We start from the raw sequence: 17,444 nt of genomic DNA on the forward strand, positions 1-17,444 counted from the left end.
TTTTAAGGATTTTTTAAATTTATTATTTTAAAGAAATCCCTATTTTAGGGATTCTTTATTTTCGTAAAGCTTAAATTCTAATTAAACTCATACACTTTAAACTCTCTTGGTTCCCTTGCTTCAAAGTCATAATCAAATATTTTTGTTCTTTTTGAATGAAGTAAAACTCTATTTATATTAGCAACAGGTTTTCCATAAATAGTATCTCCAATTATTGGAAGTCCTATATTATTTAGGTGTACACGGATTTGATGTGTTCTCCCTGTATCAATTACAACTTTTACTTTTGATTTATTTCCCTCAACGAACATTGGGTATACAGTTGTTTTAGCTGGTTTCCCTTTTTTATCTACTTTAGATTTTGCTTGACCTCTATCTTTAGTAGTTAAAATTGGTTTATCAATTTCGATTTCATCAATTACTTTTCCATCTACAATTGCAACATACTCTTTGTATACATTGTTTGCTCTAAACTCTTTAATAGCTTTTTTCTGAAACTCTTCATTTTTTGCAAATAGCATAACACCACTTGTCTCTTTATCAAGTCTATTTAGCATAATTGCCTTTGGAAACTTTCTTGCTATTTCATCTGAAGTCAAAAATGCTGGTTTGTCAACTGCTAAAATATCATCATCTTGGAAAATTACTTTAACTACTCCAATCTCTTTTACAGTAAACCTTGTATCAGTATCTATCTCACCTCTGGCAATCATTACTTTTTTTCCACCAGCTTTTACTAAGCCTTTATCAATAAGCTCTTTTGCTTTAGAGTTTGAGATTCCTTCTTGTTTTGCAAGAACTTTATATGCTTTATCATATGCCATGTAATTCCTTTATTATTGGCTGTATATCACCTTCTTGTACTAAAGATGAATTTTCTAAATCTTGAGCATTTTCTAATGCTTCTTTTAATTCATTGTCTTCTATTAACTTATAATTTTTAACACACTCAAATAGTGATTTTTGATTAAAAATTCTTTTTCCTGAAATTAACTTACATCCAAAGTAAGCTGGCTCGACAGGATTATGTCCGCCTACATTTGCAAAAGCTCCACCTAAAATCACAATATCAGAAATTGCATAGATATTGTTTAGCTCGCCTAACTTGTCTACTAAAATTATATCAGAACTGAAGTCTTCTTTTTGTGAAAACCTATGAAAAGTTAAACTATTTTTTTGTGTAAACTCTTCTATTAACTTTGCAACCTTCTCAAATCTTTCTGGATGCCTTGGAACAATAACTAATTTTCCATACTCTCTATCATAAGAGTTCAAAATTAGTTCTTCTTCTTTCTCATGAGTACTTCCAGCTGTAATCAAAGTATCATTTGGCTTTTCAAAACTTCTTGTTACCTTTGGAAGTTGAGCAAGTTTAATATTTCCTATAACTTTTACATCTTTTGCCCCAAGTTCTAAAAGTCTTTCTTTATCTTCTTTTGTTTGAGCAAAAATTTTATCAATATTTGCAAACACTCTTTTATAAAAAAATGAAAACTTTTTATATGAGTTATAAGACTTATCAGAAATACGTGCATTAATTAAATATGTTTTAGCACCTTTTCTTTTTGCAAACAAAAATAAAAAGTACCAAAGCTCTGCTTCCATTACAACTAAAGCTTTTTGCTTTTTTATCCAAAAAGGTAAAAAGATTTCAAAAGGTAGATATCTAACATTTGAAGTTAAACTACTAGCTTCCTCAAAACCTGTATTAGTTATTACACTAATATTTGTTTCATCAAGTTTCTCAACTAGTGGCTTAATAGCTTTTGCTTCTCCCATAGAACAAACATGAAACCAAATAGAACTTTTTTCAAAGGGTTTATTGTTTCTTAAAAAAAATTTTGCAGGTATTGCTTCTTTGTATTTTTTGTTTTTTGTTTTATAGAGTAAGTAGGGAATTGCCAGTATATAAATTACTAGAGAAACTAGATAATATATAATACTAAAAAGGCTCAAAATTAAGCCTCTTCAGTCTCATTTTCTTTGTAAAGAATTCTTCCACAGTGTGGACAGTTAATGATCTCTTCTGATTTAATAACTTCTGAATAAGTTTTGTCATTGATTTTCATGAAGCACCCATAACACGCTTGGTCTACTACAGGAACTACAGCTGAATCTTTTGCCCATCTTCTAATTTTTTCATAGAAAGTTAAAATTTTATTATCAAATTTCTCTAATAATTCACTTCTTTCTTGGTAAACTGCATTTCTTTCTTGGTTGATTTCATCAATTGCATTATCAACTGCAACTTGAATCTCTTTAATTGAATCTTCTTCTTCAGCTAATTTTGCTTGTAATTCTTTTAATTCTTCTTCTTTAGCTGCTGCAATTTCATCTAATCTTTCAATCTCTTCATTAGCAAAAGTAATTTGCTCTTTAGCAATTTCTTCTTCTAATTGTAAAGCTTTTACTTCTTTTTCATTTGTAACTTCGTTATGCTTTTTAGAAATCTCTTCTAATTTAGTTTTTAATTCTGCTAAATGAATATTGTTTTTTGTTCTTTTTGATTTTACATCATCAATTTGTGCATAAGCATCGTTAATTGAAGTTTTAATCGATTCTGCTACTTCAATAAATGTAGATAACTTTGCTTTTTCATTTTCAATTTTTGGTTCAAACATACTGATAGAACCATCATACTTAGATAGTTTTACTAAATCCTGTAAATACTTATTCAACCGTGTCTCCTTGTGTACAAAACTTAAATGGGTTTTTTGAAGCTGTTATTATAGCTTTTAATTGATTTTTTTTCAAATATTCACTGATAAGTCCCTCTAATAGAGTGCTGAAATACTTTTCACTTTCATAGTGTCTTATATCAATTAAGGAAATACCTCTTGCTTTGGCTTCCATTGCATCATGATATTTTATATCTCCTGTTAAAAAACAGTCAGCTTGAACTTCATTTATTAGTGACATACCTGCACCAGTTACTAATGCAACTTTTTTTACTTCTTCGTTACATTTTACATATTTTAAATACTCTAATCCTAAACTACTAGAAATCTTTTTAGCAAAGTTTTCAAAGCTATCATTTACATTTGCATAACAAATAAACTCTTCACTATCAATAACTTCTAAATCTAAAACTTCTTTTGCTACATACTTATTTAAATGTGTTTTATCAATATTAGTGTGCATAGAGATTAAAGCAATATTTTTTTGAATTAATTTTTTTACTAACTTAGAACTATAAGTATCATAGTTAATAGTTCTTAGGGCTTTGAAAATTAAAGGATGATGAGTTATAACTAATGAGTTTTCTTCCATCTCATCAATTATTTCCTCATCTAAATCTATAGAAATATAAACTTGGTTAAACTCATCTTCAAAGTTTCCAATAAGCAGACCTGAATTATCCCATTTTTCTTGTAACTCAAAAGGTGATAATTCATCTAAAAAACTATATATTTCTTTTATTTTCAAAACGTTTCCTAGTTAAATAATTCTGGGTTTGTTTCTTTTAAGTTTGCTAATGCTTTTTTAGCAGACTCACTTCCTACTTTTTTTAATCTTTGAACTTCTTGTTTCTTGTAAAGCACAGCACAACCTTGTGCTAACTCTCTAACTTTAAGAATATAATTTTGTCTTTCAGTAACAGAAATAGCTTTTCTTGCATCAAGAGTATTAAATGCATGTGAAGCAATCATACACTGATCATATGCTGGTAATGGAAGCCCTGCATCTAAACAAGCCTTGCATTCATTAAAAGCATCATCAAAGTGTCTAAATAACATCTCTGTGTTAGCTATCTCAAAGTTATATTTAGAAAACTCATACTCATCTTCTTTGTGAACATCTGCATAAGTAGTTGTCCCATGTTCATTTTTGTTCCAAACAATATCAAATACAGAATCAACACCTTGAAGATACATTGCAAGTCTTTCAGTACCATAAGTAATCTCAACTGCAACAGGGTCACAAGGAAGTCCTCCTACTTGTTGGAAATAAGTAAACTGTGTTACTTCCATTCCATCAAGCCAAACTTCCCAACCAAGTCCCCATGCTCCAAGAGTTGGAGATTCCCAGTTATCTTCAACGAATCTAATATCATGTTTAGAAAGGTCTAATCCTAAATACTCTAAAGACTGTAAATACAGATCTTGAATATTGTCTGGACTAGGTTTAATTAAAGTTTGGAACTGATAGTAAGCCCCTAATCTATTTGGGTTTTCTCCATATCTTCCATCTGTTGGTCTTCTACTTGGTGCAACATATGCTGTACTCCAAGGTGTAGAATCTAAACTTCTTAGAAGTGTAGCTGGGTGAAAAGTTCCAGCTCCCGCAGGGATATCATACGGTTGTACAATATTACATCCTTGCTTTGCCCAGAACTCTTGTAACTTTAATAGAATTTCTGAAAATGTTACCATCTATTTTATTCCTAACTCTTTATTAAATTTTTGTTTATTGAAAGTAATAGCTTACTTCAATTAATATACAGGCTTTTTTGTTTGTACTATAAAATTACTTCTATGTTTTTAGAAACAGTTTCAACTTTTTTAGATTGAACTATTCTATCTTCTTTTAATTTTACAGCCAACTCTTTATCTGAGATTGCTAAAATTTGCATCGCAAAATATGCAGCGTTTATAGCTCCTGTTTCACCAAGTGTTGCACTACAAACAGGAATTCCTGCTGGCGTGTAAACTGTAGAAAAGGATTCATGAATATCACTACTTTTTGTTTGATGTGATACAACTGGCTTAGTAGTTAAAGAACTAACCATTCCTGCTAAATGAGAAACAACCTTAGAAGCAGTAATAAAAACTACAGCTCCTTTTTTTTCAGCGTCTAAAACATACTTTTCTGTTCTTTTGGGAGATTTAAGGGCAGAAGAAACAATAAGCTCATATTTAACTGCAAACTTTTCAAAAGTTTCAACACAACACTTCATTGTTTCATAGTCAGATTCACTACCCATAATAATAGATACAAACTTCATTTTCTCACCTGTGATTTTTTAAACACGTGATTTTATCAAAGTTTTTCTAATAATTTAATTACTTTGGAAGCTTTAAGCTCTTGCCATCCATCAAAGCGATATAAAAGTAACGATTCATTTTTAAATATAAACTGACTATAGTCTTTTGATTTATCTTTTACATAGATTGCTTTAGAGTATTCATACTCTTTTATATCTCTTTTTTGGTCATAATCTGTAAGAACTACAACACTTGGAATAAAAAAGGCATCTGCAACATGATAAGTTGATGTATTAACAGTAAATGCTTTTTCACAATTTGAAACAATATAACAAAAGTCAATAAAACTACTTGAGTCATTTGATAAATCAAAATACCTATCATTTTTAAATTTAGGGTCTAACTTTAAAGTAGAAACAAATACATATTCAGGCATCTTTTCTATCATCTTTTTAAGTAGCTTAATTGCAATCTCTTTAGGTATAGATTTAGCTGCATTTGCTGAATATGGATGGAAAAGTAAAACCTTACCTTTTTGCTTTATTGTTCTTATTTTATCTTGTAAATCTTTTTTAGGTTTGTATGAAGTGAAATTTATTTCATTATATTTTTGTTCATTTGAAATAGCTTTATAGTCAATACCTAACTTATGAAGCCAAGCATCTGTATAGTTTAGTGTTTGATAAAAACTTCTTTTAGTAACTGAACTTGCATCAACAAAAAAATCATAAGAGCAGAACTCTTTAACATCAATTGATAAAGCACTAACTTTATTTACAAAGGCTTGGTTTGAAAAAATCATTTTATCCCTAGAATAAAACCTATTTTCTGAAGCATTGATATATATGTCTAAGCTTACACTTCTAAACTGTTTTGATAGTTTTTCATACAAAATTCTAAGGGCAGTACTAGCACAAATCATTTCAGAGATACTTGAACCTAAACTACCTAAAATTAGAACTTTTACATCTTTTTTTAATGTACCACTAATTTGTTTTTTTAAATCACTTTTCTCTTCATTTAAATAAATAGACTCTACTGAGTTTTCTTCACTTTGTATAGCTATTTTATCTTTATATTTATAGTTTAGATTATTTGTAATATTGTATTCATTGATATTTGTAATACCTAATTCTCTAGGAAACTGACTTAGATATCTAACTTTTGCTTCATCAATAATTTTAGCTTTGTATTTATTACCAACACTTGCGAAGACTTTTTTTAAATCGCTAAAGTCTTCTAGTGTTGTTATATAGATAGTTTCATTTAATAAGTTAGATGGCCCTTTTACTTTTGTATATTTTACTAAAGTTCCATCTGTAGTTTTTATATTTATATTATCTGTAACTCTAAATACTACCATTCTTAACTATTACAAGCACCTTCACAAGAATTACTTTGTTCTTCTTCATTTTTAACTCTAAGCATTGTTAAATAAGGAAGTTTTCCTGGAAGTTTTATTTTATTTGTATTTCCACTATGAACAGATTCTAACTCTTTATTTGTTTCAGTTAAAATCTTTTTAAATGATACATAAAACTTACCATCTTCTTTTTTATAGATTTTTCCTATTTCATTTTCTACTTCCTCAATAGGAGTGCCTATAGGAGCAAAAATTTCAATCTCATCATTTGGATAAGTTTTATATTTACACATAAAGTGTTCTTCATCTTCTGTAATAAGTCCACTTACCTCATAGCTTCCTTTACTTAAAGCATATTCATGGTTTTGTGTATTTGTTCTATCAAAAGGTCTATGTACTAAATAAGCATCAGTAAACCCTCTATTTTTTGTAGTTGCAAGCTCTTCTTGATACTTGTCTGCTTCAAATTTTCCAGCTTCAAAATCATCAATTGCTTTTCTATAGGCGTATGCTGTAACTGCTGCATAATATGGAGATTTTGTTCTACCTTCAATCTTAATAGAATCAACTGCGCCACTTTCTAAAATTTCATCTACATGAGAAGCTAGGTTCATATCTTTTGCATTAAAGATATATGTTCCCACACCTGGTTCTTCTTCAAGTCTAAATAGTGTACTATGGTCTTCATTTGCTGCATATAAAGTATATTCAAATCTACAGTCATTTGCACATGAACCTCTGTTTGGAACTCTTCCCATTTGTACAGCAGATACTAAACATCTTCCTGAATAAGCAAAACACATAGAACCGTGTACAAAAATCTCTATTTCCATCTCTGGTAAATGTTTTTTAATCTCTTGAACATCTTTTAAAGATATTTCTCTAGCTGCAATTATTCTTCTAACACCCATATCCCAAAATACTTGGGCATCTAAATAGTTTAATACATTTGCTTGTGTTGATAAATGAATTGGTATTTGAGGAGCAAGTTCTCTACAAAGTCTTACAACTCCTGGTGCTGCTACAATAAATGCATCTGGTTCTAACTCTGCCATTTTAATAATATGTTTTTTTAATAAGTCTATTTGAGAGTTAAAAGGAAAACCATTGATAGTTGCATAAACTTGTTTACCTCTTGCATGGGCATAATCAATACCCTCTTTAAAAGTTTCAAAGCTAAACTCTTTTCCACTTCTGATTCTTAAACTAAAGTGGCTAACACCACCATAAACTGCATCAGCACCATAGGCAAAAGCAATTTTTAATTTCTCTAAATTACCTGCTGGTGAAAGCAATTCTACTTTATTATCTTTTTTCATTATATTCCTTTGTGTTTCCAAGACACTGTTTTTAAAACGTGATTATATCAAAAAATTCTGTAGATTAAAGTTTAAAAAAAATTAGTTAGATTTTATAAGATTTAGATTATGAAGATGAGAAGAGAAGCTTCTTAGAAGCTTTCCCATTCATCATCGTCGTTATTGTTTGCAGTAATCGTTTTGTTTGATGAAGTAGAAGTTGGCTCTACTTTTTTAGAAGAAGGAGTTTCTCTTACTGCTTGTCTTTTTACAGGTGTCTCTTTCTTAGTCTCTACAGAAATAGGTTCTTTTACTTCTGACTCTTGAGTATAGTTTCTACAATGTTCAACCTTAATGTTATCCATTATGTCAAATAAAGCTTGTGTAGAGTCTTCTAACTTCTTAGAAATCATTTCTAGTGTAGCATTTGAAGCATTCTTAGCATTTTCATCGATATACTCTTGTACAGCTTTATGTACATTTTCATGCTGTTGTTTTAATGTTGTCCAAGTAGAACCTCTAGTGAATTCTTTTCCAGCACTCTCTTGTTCTAAAATCCATCTACCAAAATCACACTCTTTGCAAGTTTTTACTGTCCAAGAACTATTTGAATCCCCTACTTTTGCAAAGTTATCATTCTTGAACTTAATATGGTCATTTTTTAGTTTTGCAATTTCAAATACTAAGTTAATATCACAAATCTCATTCTTTTTGTCTTGATTAAAGTTTGCTCTATCTGCAATCTCAAGCATATTTGTAGATAAGCCTGCTACTTCATTTGCAAGATTACTAATCTGTGTTGAAGACTCAGCATTTCTTTGTGTAGCTTGGTCTAAAGAGTTAACTACATCATTGATTTGAACAATACCTGTTTCTTGTTCTTTACTTGCTCCATTTACATCAGATATTAATCCAATTGTTTCTGTAACTTTTGAACTTAAATCAGAATATCCACCAATCATATTATTAGCGATTTGTTTACCTTCATTTGCTTTTGTAGTTGCTCTTTCAACTAACTCTTTAATCTCTTTTGCTGCTTCAGCAGATCTATTTGCTAAGTTTCTAACTTCACCAGCAACAACTGCAAAACCTTTTCCTGCTTCACCTGCTGTTGCCGCTTCAACTGCTGCGTTTAGTGAAAGAATATTTGTTTGGAAGGCAATTTGATCAATTACAGTAATTGCTTCATTGATTGAACTAACTTGTACATCAATCTCTTCCATTGCACTTGTTGTTTTAGTAGCTAACTCTTGTCCATCTTGTGCTGACTTATTTAAGTCATTTGCTAAAATAGACATTCTATTTACTTTTTCATTACTTGATTTAATAATTGAAGTAATCTCTTCAACAGCAGCTGCTGTCTCTTCTAATGAAGCTGCTTGTTCATTTGCAGATGTTGATAAAGTAGATGAAGAAGAAGATAAGATATCTGTATCATTATTTAACTTTTCACCTGTTGTTGTAATCATAGATAAGAACTCTGATACTGTTCCCCCAAGTTGTTTTGTACTTGTGAAAATTGAACCAATAATACCATTTGATACAGCATGTTTACTGCTTGTTTTATAATCAAAATTAGAGTTACCATACTCAATTAATATTTTATTTATCTCTTCAAGTTTTGTATTAGTACCTTCAATCATAGAGTTAATTGAAGTTTTTAACTCTTGAATTTGAGGATTTGTTGAACTTGCATTTACTTTGTAAACATAGAATCCATTATTAACTTTTTGAATTACATCTTTTACTTCTTCAATTACAACAGCATCTTGCTCATGCTCATCTTGTAAAGACTTGATATAACTATTAAAGGAATCAATAACCTTTCCAACTTCATCATCACTTTTCTTCTTAATCATATCATTAGTACTTGAACTTCTTAGATTATCAATTGCATCTTTTAAGTCCTCAAGTGGGTCACCAATTACTTTTTTTAATAAGTATGAATAAACCGCATAGATAATTACTACAGAAACTAAAATAAAGATAAGAATATATGTAATAATAGAGCTAATCTCATCATTTGTTCTTTGTTCCATTGCTAAGATACTATCTTCTACATCATCAACATATTCACCAGTACCAATAATCCAATCCCATTGCTCAAATCTTTGTACAAATGAGAACTTTTGTTGAGGCACATCTTTCCCTGGTTTTTCCCACATATACTTAACAAGTCCACCTTCAGATTTTGCATTTGCAACTTTAGACATTTCATTAAATAGAAGTTTTCCTGCTTTATCTTTTACTGCTGATAAATCTTTTCCATCAAGAGAAGGTTTAATTGGATGCATAACCATTTTTGGATGAGAATCATTTATCCAGAAATATCCATTATTTCCATATCCCATATTTTTGATAGCTTGTAGGGCATCTTTTTTAAGATTTGCAGAAACATCAGAAACATACTCTCCTGTTCCAACTACCCAATTAAAAGGTTCAAATAGTTTTACAAAAGATACTTTAGGTTGTGGCTTTTCAAAACCAGGCTTTGGCCATACATAATCAACAAAACCTGCACCATCTTTTTTTGCTACATCAGCAAAAACTGTGAAGATTTTCTTTCCACCTTTATCTTTAAACTCAGATAAATCTTTGTTATTTAACTGTGGTTTAATAGGATGCATTACGATAACTGCATCAGTGTCATTTATCCAGAAATATCCAGTCTTTCCATATCTTGTCCCCTCAACGATACTTCTAAGTCTTTGTTTTATTTCTTCTTGAGATACTTTTCCATTTAATCTTTTATATTCTGCTTCTAAGATTGAAAAAAGAAACCCTGTTTGCTTTTTTAGTTCTTCTTGAACTTCAACTTTTACTTTGTCAATAGCTGTTCTTTTATAATAAGAATCAACTGTTTTCATAGCTAAAGAAACATAGTTTTGCAACTCTTTTTCTTTTTTTAAGTAAGCTTCCTTTCTAAAATTTTCAACGTCCTTCTTAGATAACCCTTTTATAGAGTAAATAGATTGTACTGCAGTTATCACTGTAACTAATACAATTGCTATTAAGGAAATAAGTAGTAATTTCCCTTTAATAGATAATGCGCCCATATTAGTATCCCTTTTTATTATTTTGATTTATTTTAGCTTGATAAAACAAAATTTGTCAAGTTAAATAGAGATTTTGTAAAAATTATTTTCATTTTTCTTTATTTATGATAAAATCCAATTTTAATGGAGAAAAAATGATTGGAAAACTATTTAAAAAAACTGCCGATGATTTAATTGAAGAGATTAAAAGTAAAGATTTTAATGAATCAAAAGCAGATTCAATTTTAGAACATATTAATATAAACCATACAAACCAAAATTTACAAAACTTTTTACATATTGCTGCATTAGAAAACAACCATAAAGCTATTGCTTGGCTATTAAAAAATGGAATAAATGTCAGAGATGTTGATGGAGAAGGTCAAACTGCACTATTGATTGCTTGTAAATATAACTATGTAAAATGTATAGAAGAGCTTATCAAATACAATGTTGACGTAAATAAATTAGACTATGATAAAACATCTGCTGTTGAATATATTATTGAAAATAATTTAATTGAAGTTTACAAAAAAATCAAAGATAAAATTACAGACGTAAATAAGAAGAATCATAAAGGGCTAACTCTTTTACAACTTGCAATAAAAAATAAATCAATTGAAATAGTTCAAGACTTACTTGATAATAAAGATTTAAAAAATAAAGAAGACATACTTTTTTATAATGAAACTTTCTTAGATGAAAAGATTTTCAAACTTCTAATTCCTAGGTTTAGTAAGTTTAGTGTAGAAGATGAGCAACAAAGAAATGCTCTATTTTATATTGTAGAAAATGGAGTTAAGAGTAAAAAATTATTTGCTCCTTTTACTCAAATTGTAGATATAAATCATGTAGATGAAAAAGGTAATAATATTCTACTTCATTTACTTTCTATTGTTTTAGAAAAAGAGTACAAAATAGAGAATGATATAGTAGAAGATTTTGAAGAAGACTCTAAAGAGTTAGAGAACTTAATAGCTATGATTCCAATAGTTGCAAATAGTGGAATTGATTTAGAAACATGCAACTATGCAAATGAAACAGCTATATCTTTGCCTGTAAAATATAAATCTATAAAAGTATTAAATATACTACTTGAGTGTGAGATTGATATAAATATATTAAATAGAGATAGACAAACTGCACTTAGTCAATCAATTATTCAAGACGCAAGTTTTACAGAGATAAATCAAACGCTTGTTGATTTTGGGGCAGATCCAAATATAAAAGATAAAGATAATGTAACTGCTATTGAAAAACTAATTGAGGCAATATTAACTGTTAAAAGTGATAAGAAACCAAGGTTTCCAGAGATTAGCTCAAACACAGACTATATTACACTATTTGAAGCAGTACTACAAAATACAAATGCAAACCTTACGATGCTTAATTCAAAAAGAGAACCATACTTCTTTGAAGCACTAAGATATGGAAATTTTGATTTAATCAAACTTCTAATTAAACATGGAGCAGATATAAATCAAACAGATATGGAAGGTGTACATGTTCTTTATAAATATATGGAAGAAGGATTAAAAGAAGAGAATGAAGTTAAGAAGAAAAAGTATTATGAGAACCTAGGTACTATTTTACTTCTTGGGGCAAATGTAAATGCAACTGACTCTTTTGGTGGGGTTGTATTACATAAAGCTATTTTGGATTTAGATATTAGTGTTGTTAGAATATTAATGAAAAATGGAGCAAACCTAAAAGCTGTTGATAATAAAGGTCGACATATGCTTCATAATGCTGTATGGAAAAATGATTTAAAGATGTTTAAATATATCTATGCACATTGTCAAGAGCTTTTAAATACTCCTGATAAGTTTGGTGTTTTACCTATAAATTATGCTGCATTCTTAGGATATACAAAAATAGTTTCTGAGATGTTAGAAAAAGGGGCTCATATTAATAACCCTCATAAAAAGACAAAATATATTTTAACTTTCTTAAAAAAGTTCCATGGTAACTTACCAAAGGTTTTAGAAGGAACAAAAGACCCTATCAAAAAAGAGAAAGTTACTAAACTTATCTCAAATATGAAAAAAGAGTTTGAGGTTTCTTCTTAAACTCTTTTTTCTAAAAGATTCTTTGCAAAAGTGTATGCATCTTCTGTTATATCTGCACCACTAATCATTCTTGCTATTTCATCTACCCTTGACTTATCATCAAGTTTTTTCACAGTAGAAACACCATCTTTTTTATCTACTAAAAAGTGGATATCTGCTGTTGATGTTAACTGTGGTTGATGAGAGATTGCAAATATTTGATAGTTCTCTGATAGTTTTTCTAAAACTGTTGCAATAGCTGAACTCTCTTTACCACTTAAGTTAGCATCTATTTCATCTAAAAATAAAATTCCATTATTTACTATTTCGAACTCACTAATAGAAGTTAATAATGCAAGTCTTAATCTATTAAACTCACCACTACTGATAGTATCAAGGTTAACTCCATTTAGTTCAAAAATAACTTCATCTATTCCAGTTTGGTCTAACTCTTTTTTATCTAAAGTTATAGTTGCATTTGAAAGATATAAATATTTTAAGTAGTGATTTATTTTTTTAACTAAAACTACAACTGCTTCTTTTCTATATGAAGAAATTTTCTCAACTAATACAGAAATGCTCTCTTCTAGTTTTTTTAAGTTCTTTTCTAAAATAGATTTTTCAAAAGAGATATTTTCATAGCCATCTAACTCTTTTTGTTTCTCTTCTTTATAAGCTATTGCTTCTTCTATAGAACCAAACCTTTTTTGTAGACCTGAAAGCTTTTCTAGTCTATCTAAAACTGTTTCAATATCTAACTCTTCTAACTCATAAAGTGAGTCATTAAACTTTTCAAAGATATTATTTAATTCATTTAAACTCTCATCAAAAAAACTTGAATCCTCATCTAATAATTCTAAAGCACTATTTACATGAGAAGTATAATCAAAAATAGGACTAGCTAGTTTTATTGCCTCTTCTATTTTCTCTTTTCGTGATAGTTTCTTTTTTATTGAGTCTAACTCTTCAAACTCATCAACTTTTGGATTAATGCTTTCTATCTTTTCAATTTCAAACTTTGCAAACTCTTTTAAGTCTTCTAATTTTAGTTCATCTTCTTTTATCTTTGCAAGCTCTTTTCTTGTTTTTTCTAACTCTTTAAACTCTTCATCAAACTGCTCTTTTAAAGCTTTAAACTCTTTATTGTTTTTTGTACATAATGAGTCTAAAAAAGCAATCAATTTTTTACTATCAAAATCACTTGTATCTTTTAGGTGTAAATGTTTAATAAGTTTTTTTGAAAAGCCATTTAAGTTCTTTTTAGAGATACTTTGCGCATTTAAAAAGAATCTTACTTTATCTTTTTTAATCTGTTTTATGATGATATCATCATCTTTTTCTATATCATAAGCTTCATCTTCTATTTTAGAATTAATAAGAGATACTTCCCCAAGACTTGGCTTACTATCAGTTATAGCAAATAAAGATAAAATTGATTGCATCAATACAGATTTACCAGCTCCTGAAGGTCCTGTAAAAACTACAAGTCCTTTGTCAAGCTCCATCTCTACTTTTTTAAACGATAAGAAATCTTTTAAATAAATTCTTTCTATCATAAATTAATTACCCCACTGTAGTTTATCATTTAAAACTTCAAAGAAATTTCTTTTTGTTCTATGAATAAGTTTTGCTTTTTGATGTGCAATAGTTACTTTTACTACAGTATTATTTTCAACTTCATAAGTATCTTGTCCATCTATTAATAAAACTGCACCTTGCTCATCTTTTATTTTAAACTCAATTTCTATATCTGCTGGCATTACTAATGGTCTTTGAGTAAGACTATGAGGTGCAACAGGTGTGATAATAAAGGCCTCAGTTAAAGGATAAACAACTGGTCCTCCAACTGATAGATTATATGCAGTTGAACCTGTAGGAGTTGAAATTATCACTCCATCTCCATAATAGTTATTAAAAGAAGCACCATCAATCTTTGCTTTGATTTTAATCATTGAAGATACAGTTTTTCTTGAAATAACAATATCATTAAAAGCAACAAAAGTTTTATCATTTACTTGACACTCTACAAGCATTCTATTGTCAATTCTATAGTTATCATTAAAGAAGTCTATTAAAAATTTTGGTAGTTCCTCATAAACAATATCAGTTAAAAAACCTAAAGTTCCCATATGAACTCCAAGGATTGGAATATCATATTTAAATGAGTTTCTAACAACTGATAATAAGGTACCATCTCCACCAACAGATACTAAAAAATCTACACTTTTACATAAATCTTCAAGTGAATGTCCATTGTTTAGATTAATCATTTTAGAACTTTTTTCTTCTAAAAATGTCTCTATATTATGAGCTTTAAAATAGTCAACTATTTCTAAATACTCTTTTTTGATTTCTGGTGATTCTGGTTTTAAGATAATCCCTGCTTTACTTTTTCTTTCAAGCTTTTTTGCACTTCTTGTAAGTTTCAAATATTTATCCTATTTGATTATATAATTTGTAAGATTTTATCTAATTAAAAGTTAAAAAGCAGTGGGTATAAAAAAAGCCTAAGCCGAAGCTTGAGCTTTGAAGTGAAACTACTCACAATTATGTATGTGCTTAGTTCAGACCTTTTCTATGTAATTACGAAATTAAAATTTCTATTACATATAGAAAAGTTCGTTAATCACTAAAGAAGTGAAGAAATTCACTTCTTATTGACGTGATTAACCATTTCTCTTAGAGATGATTTCTTCAGAAACATTCTTTGGAACTTCAGCATAGTTATCAAATAACATACCATAAGTTGCTCTACCTTGAGACATAGATCTTAAGTCAGTAGAGTATCCGAACATTTCAGATAATGGAATCATTGCAGTAACTAGTTTAACACCAGCTCTTTCATCCATAGATTGAACTTGTCCTCTTCTTTTGTTAACGTCACCGATAACATCTCCCATATATTCTTCAGGAGTTTCGATTTCAACTTTCATCATTGGCTCTAAGATTATAGCTTGTGCAGCTGCACTTCTACAACCCTCTTTGAATCCCATAGAAGCAGCTAATTTAAACGCCATCTCAGATGAGTCAACGTCGTGGTAAGAACCATCGTATAAAGTAACTTCAATATTAACCATTGGATAACCAGCAAGGATACCACCAGCCATAGCTTCTTCACAACCTTTTTGAACTGCAGGAATATACTCTTTTGGTACAACCCCACCTTTAATGTTGTTATTAAACTTGAAGTTATCTTCAGAATCAGATGGTAATGGGTTGATTTCTAAGAATACGTGACCATATTGACCTTTACCACCAGATTGTTTAGCATATTTGTACTCATTTTTAACTGGGTTCTTAATAGTTTCTCTATAAGCAACTTGTGGAGCACCTACTTCAGCTTCAACTTTGAATTCTCTTTTCATTCTATCTACAAGAATCTCAAGGTGTAATTCACCCATTCCTGAAATAATAGTTTGTCCAGACTCTTCATCAGTATTTACTCTGAATGATGGATCTTCTTCTGCTAATTTTCCTAAAGCAATACCCATTTTTTCTTGGTCAGCTTTAGTTTTTGGCTCAACTGCAACAGAGATAACTGGCTCAGGGAATTCCATTCTTTCTAAGATTACTGGATCTTTATCAGAAGCTAGAGTATCACCTGTAATTGTAGTTTTAAGACCAACTACTGCACCAATTTCACCAGCATAAAGTTCTGAAACTTCTTCTCTGTTATTTGCGTGCATTTTAAGTAATCTTCCGATTCTCTCTTTTTTCATTTTAGTTGAGTTCATTACATAAGTACCAGACTCTAATTGTCCTCTATATACTCTTGTAAATGTTAATTGTCCAACAAATGGGTCAGTCATAATTTTAAATGCTAATGCTGCAACTTCACCATCATCAGTTGAAGGAACGATAACAGCTTCACCATCTTGAGTTTCACCTTTAATATCAGCAACCTCAGTTGGAGCTGGTAAATACATAGCTACAGCGTCAAGTAAAGTTTGAACACCTTTGTTTTTGAATGCAGTACCACAAGTCATTGGAGTAATTGTCATTGCTAAACAAGCAGCTTTTAATCCTGAAACAATTTCTTCTTCAGTTAATTCACCCTCTTCAAAGTATTTTTCCATTAAAGCTTCATCTGACTCAGCAGCAGCTTCAACCATTTTTTCTCTATATTCTTCAGCAGTTTCTAATAACTCAGCTGGAATTTCTTCTTCAGAATAAGCAGAACCCATTGCAGCATCATCATCCCAAACGATAGCTTTCATTTTTACTAAATCAACTACCCCTCTAAAGTTCTCTTCTGCTCCAATAGGAATTTGAATAGGAACTGGATTAGCTTTTAATCTCTCAGCTACTTGCTTCTCAACGTTGAAGAAATCTGCACCTGTTCTATCCATTTTGTTTACAAAGATCATTCTTGGAACTTCATACTTGTTTGCTTGTCTCCAAACTGTTTCAGATTGTGGTTGAACTCCACCAACTGAACAAAATACTGCAACAGCACCATCAAGAACTCTCATAGATCTCTCAACTTCAATTGTGAAGTCAACGTGACCCGGAGTGTCAATGATGTTAATTTGTAGTTGTTCGTTTGTTTTTGGGTGAGGCCAGTTACAAGTTGTAGCAGCAGAAGTAATTGTAATACCTCTTTCTTGCTCTTGCTCCATCCAGTCCATAGTTGCAGCACCCTCGTGAACCTCACCAATTTTGTGAGATACACCAGTATAGAAAAGAATTCTTTCTGTTGTTGTTGTTTTTCCTGCATCAATGTGAGCAGCAATACCAATGTTTCTAACTCTGTTAAGTGGTGTTTTTCTAGCCAT

General features: G+C 29.9%; 13 protein-coding genes. 1 reads left to right on the forward strand and 12 read right to left on the reverse strand.

The window, feature by feature from the left end; all coding sequences use genetic code 11:
• Positions 1-77: 77 nt before the first annotated feature.
• The 9 genes from CRV03_RS08775 to CRV03_RS08815 form a co-directional block, all read right to left on the reverse strand.
• The gene (locus CRV03_RS08775) at positions 78-824 is read right to left on the reverse strand and encodes an RNA pseudouridine synthase (protein ID WP_129084772.1); all 747 of its coding nucleotides are present in this window, start codon (positions 822-824) and stop codon (positions 78-80) included.
• Entirely contained in the window at positions 814-1,959 is a 1,146-nt protein-coding gene (gene waaA / locus CRV03_RS08780) for a lipid IV(A) 3-deoxy-D-manno-octulosonic acid transferase (protein WP_129084773.1), read from the reverse strand. Before waaA ends, CRV03_RS08775 begins: the two co-directional genes overlap by 11 nt.
• Complete coding sequence (locus CRV03_RS08785; protein ID WP_129084774.1) at positions 1,959-2,678, reverse strand: zinc ribbon domain-containing protein; 720 nt, start codon at positions 2,676-2,678, stop codon at positions 1,959-1,961. Before CRV03_RS08785 ends, waaA begins: the two co-directional genes overlap by 1 nt.
• Positions 2,671-3,426, reverse strand: a complete 756-nt coding sequence (locus CRV03_RS08790; RefSeq protein WP_129084775.1) for a Nif3-like dinuclear metal center hexameric protein — start codon at positions 3,424-3,426, stop codon at positions 2,671-2,673. The genes CRV03_RS08785 and CRV03_RS08790 overlap by 8 nt, the downstream gene beginning before the upstream one ends.
• Before the next feature lie 8 nt (positions 3,427-3,434).
• Positions 3,435-4,373, reverse strand: a complete 939-nt coding sequence (gene glyQ / locus CRV03_RS08795; protein WP_129084776.1) for a glycine--tRNA ligase subunit alpha — start codon at positions 4,371-4,373, stop codon at positions 3,435-3,437.
• Between the two features lie 86 nt (positions 4,374-4,459).
• Positions 4,460-4,945 carry an AIR carboxylase family protein gene (locus CRV03_RS08800; RefSeq protein ID WP_129084777.1) on the reverse strand — a complete coding sequence of 162 codons (486 nt, stop codon included), beginning with the start codon at positions 4,943-4,945 and terminating at the stop codon, positions 4,460-4,462.
• Between the two features lie 35 nt (positions 4,946-4,980).
• Positions 4,981-6,288: a hypothetical protein gene (locus tag CRV03_RS08805; protein ID WP_129084778.1), complete on the reverse strand. Its 1,308-nt coding sequence runs from the start codon at positions 6,286-6,288 to the stop codon at positions 4,981-4,983.
• Positions 6,289-6,290: 2 nt separating this feature from the next.
• Positions 6,291-7,607 carry a peptidase U32 family protein gene (locus tag CRV03_RS08810; protein WP_129084779.1) on the reverse strand — a complete coding sequence of 439 codons (1,317 nt, stop codon included), beginning with the start codon at positions 7,605-7,607 and terminating at the stop codon, positions 6,291-6,293.
• Positions 7,608-7,738: 131 nt separating this feature from the next.
• Positions 7,739-10,642: a cache domain-containing protein gene (locus CRV03_RS08815; protein ID WP_129084780.1), complete on the reverse strand. Its 2,904-nt coding sequence runs from the start codon at positions 10,640-10,642 to the stop codon at positions 7,739-7,741.
• Positions 10,643-10,776: 134 nt separating this feature from the next.
• On the opposite strand from CRV03_RS08815, the gene CRV03_RS08820 reads away from it, so the two are divergent.
• Positions 10,777-12,690, forward strand: coding sequence for an ankyrin repeat domain-containing protein (locus CRV03_RS08820; RefSeq protein ID WP_164968645.1), 1,914 nt, complete (start codon positions 10,777-10,779; stop codon positions 12,688-12,690).
• On the opposite strand, the gene CRV03_RS08825 is transcribed toward CRV03_RS08820, so the two are convergent.
• The 3 genes from CRV03_RS08825 to fusA all read right to left on the reverse strand — a co-directional run bounded on the left by CRV03_RS08825 (position 12,687) and on the right by fusA (position 17,444).
• A complete protein-coding gene (locus CRV03_RS08825; protein ID WP_129084782.1) occupies positions 12,687-14,225 on the reverse strand; it encodes an AAA family ATPase in 1,539 nt (512 codons plus the stop codon). The two genes, CRV03_RS08820 and CRV03_RS08825, sit on opposite strands and share 4 nt — an antisense overlap.
• Positions 14,226-14,228: 3 nt before the next feature.
• A complete protein-coding gene (locus CRV03_RS08830) occupies positions 14,229-15,098 on the reverse strand; it encodes an NAD(+)/NADH kinase (protein WP_129084783.1) in 870 nt (289 codons plus the stop codon).
• A 237-nt stretch (positions 15,099-15,335) separates the two neighbouring features.
• Entirely contained in the window at positions 15,336-17,444 is a 2,109-nt protein-coding gene (fusA, locus tag CRV03_RS08835; RefSeq protein WP_129084784.1) for an elongation factor G, read from the reverse strand.

Source organism: Arcobacter sp. F155 (genome assembly GCF_004116455.1).
Taxonomy (GTDB): Bacteria; Campylobacterota; Campylobacteria; order Campylobacterales; family Arcobacteraceae; genus Halarcobacter.

What these genes read in the sequence shown, in the direction of transcription:
- CRV03_RS08775 (WP_129084772.1), bottom strand. Translation starts at nt 824, where the DNA reads ATGGCATATGATAAAGCATATAAAGTTCTTGCAAAACAAGAAGGAATC.
- glyQ (WP_129084776.1), bottom strand. Translation starts at nt 4,373, where the DNA reads ATGGTAACATTTTCAGAAATTCTATTAAAGTTACAAGAGTTCTGGGCA.
- CRV03_RS08800 (WP_129084777.1), bottom strand. Translation starts at nt 4,945, where the DNA reads ATGAAGTTTGTATCTATTATTATGGGTAGTGAATCTGACTATGAAACA.
- CRV03_RS08805 (WP_129084778.1), bottom strand. Translation starts at nt 6,288, where the DNA reads ATGGTAGTATTTAGAGTTACAGATAATATAAATATAAAAACTACAGAT.
- CRV03_RS08810 (WP_129084779.1), bottom strand. Translation starts at nt 7,607, where the DNA reads ATGAAAAAAGATAATAAAGTAGAATTGCTTTCACCAGCAGGTAATTTA.
- CRV03_RS08815 (WP_129084780.1), bottom strand. Translation starts at nt 10,642, where the DNA reads ATGGGCGCATTATCTATTAAAGGGAAATTACTACTTATTTCCTTAATA.
- CRV03_RS08820 (WP_164968645.1), top strand. Translation starts at nt 10,777, where the DNA reads ATGATTGGAAAACTATTTAAAAAAACTGCCGATGATTTAATTGAAGAG.
- CRV03_RS08825 (WP_129084782.1), bottom strand. Translation starts at nt 14,225, where the DNA reads ATGATAGAAAGAATTTATTTAAAAGATTTCTTATCGTTTAAAAAAGTA.
- fusA (WP_129084784.1), bottom strand. Translation starts at nt 17,444, where the DNA reads ATGGCTAGAAAAACACCACTTAACAGAGTTAGAAACATTGGTATTGCT.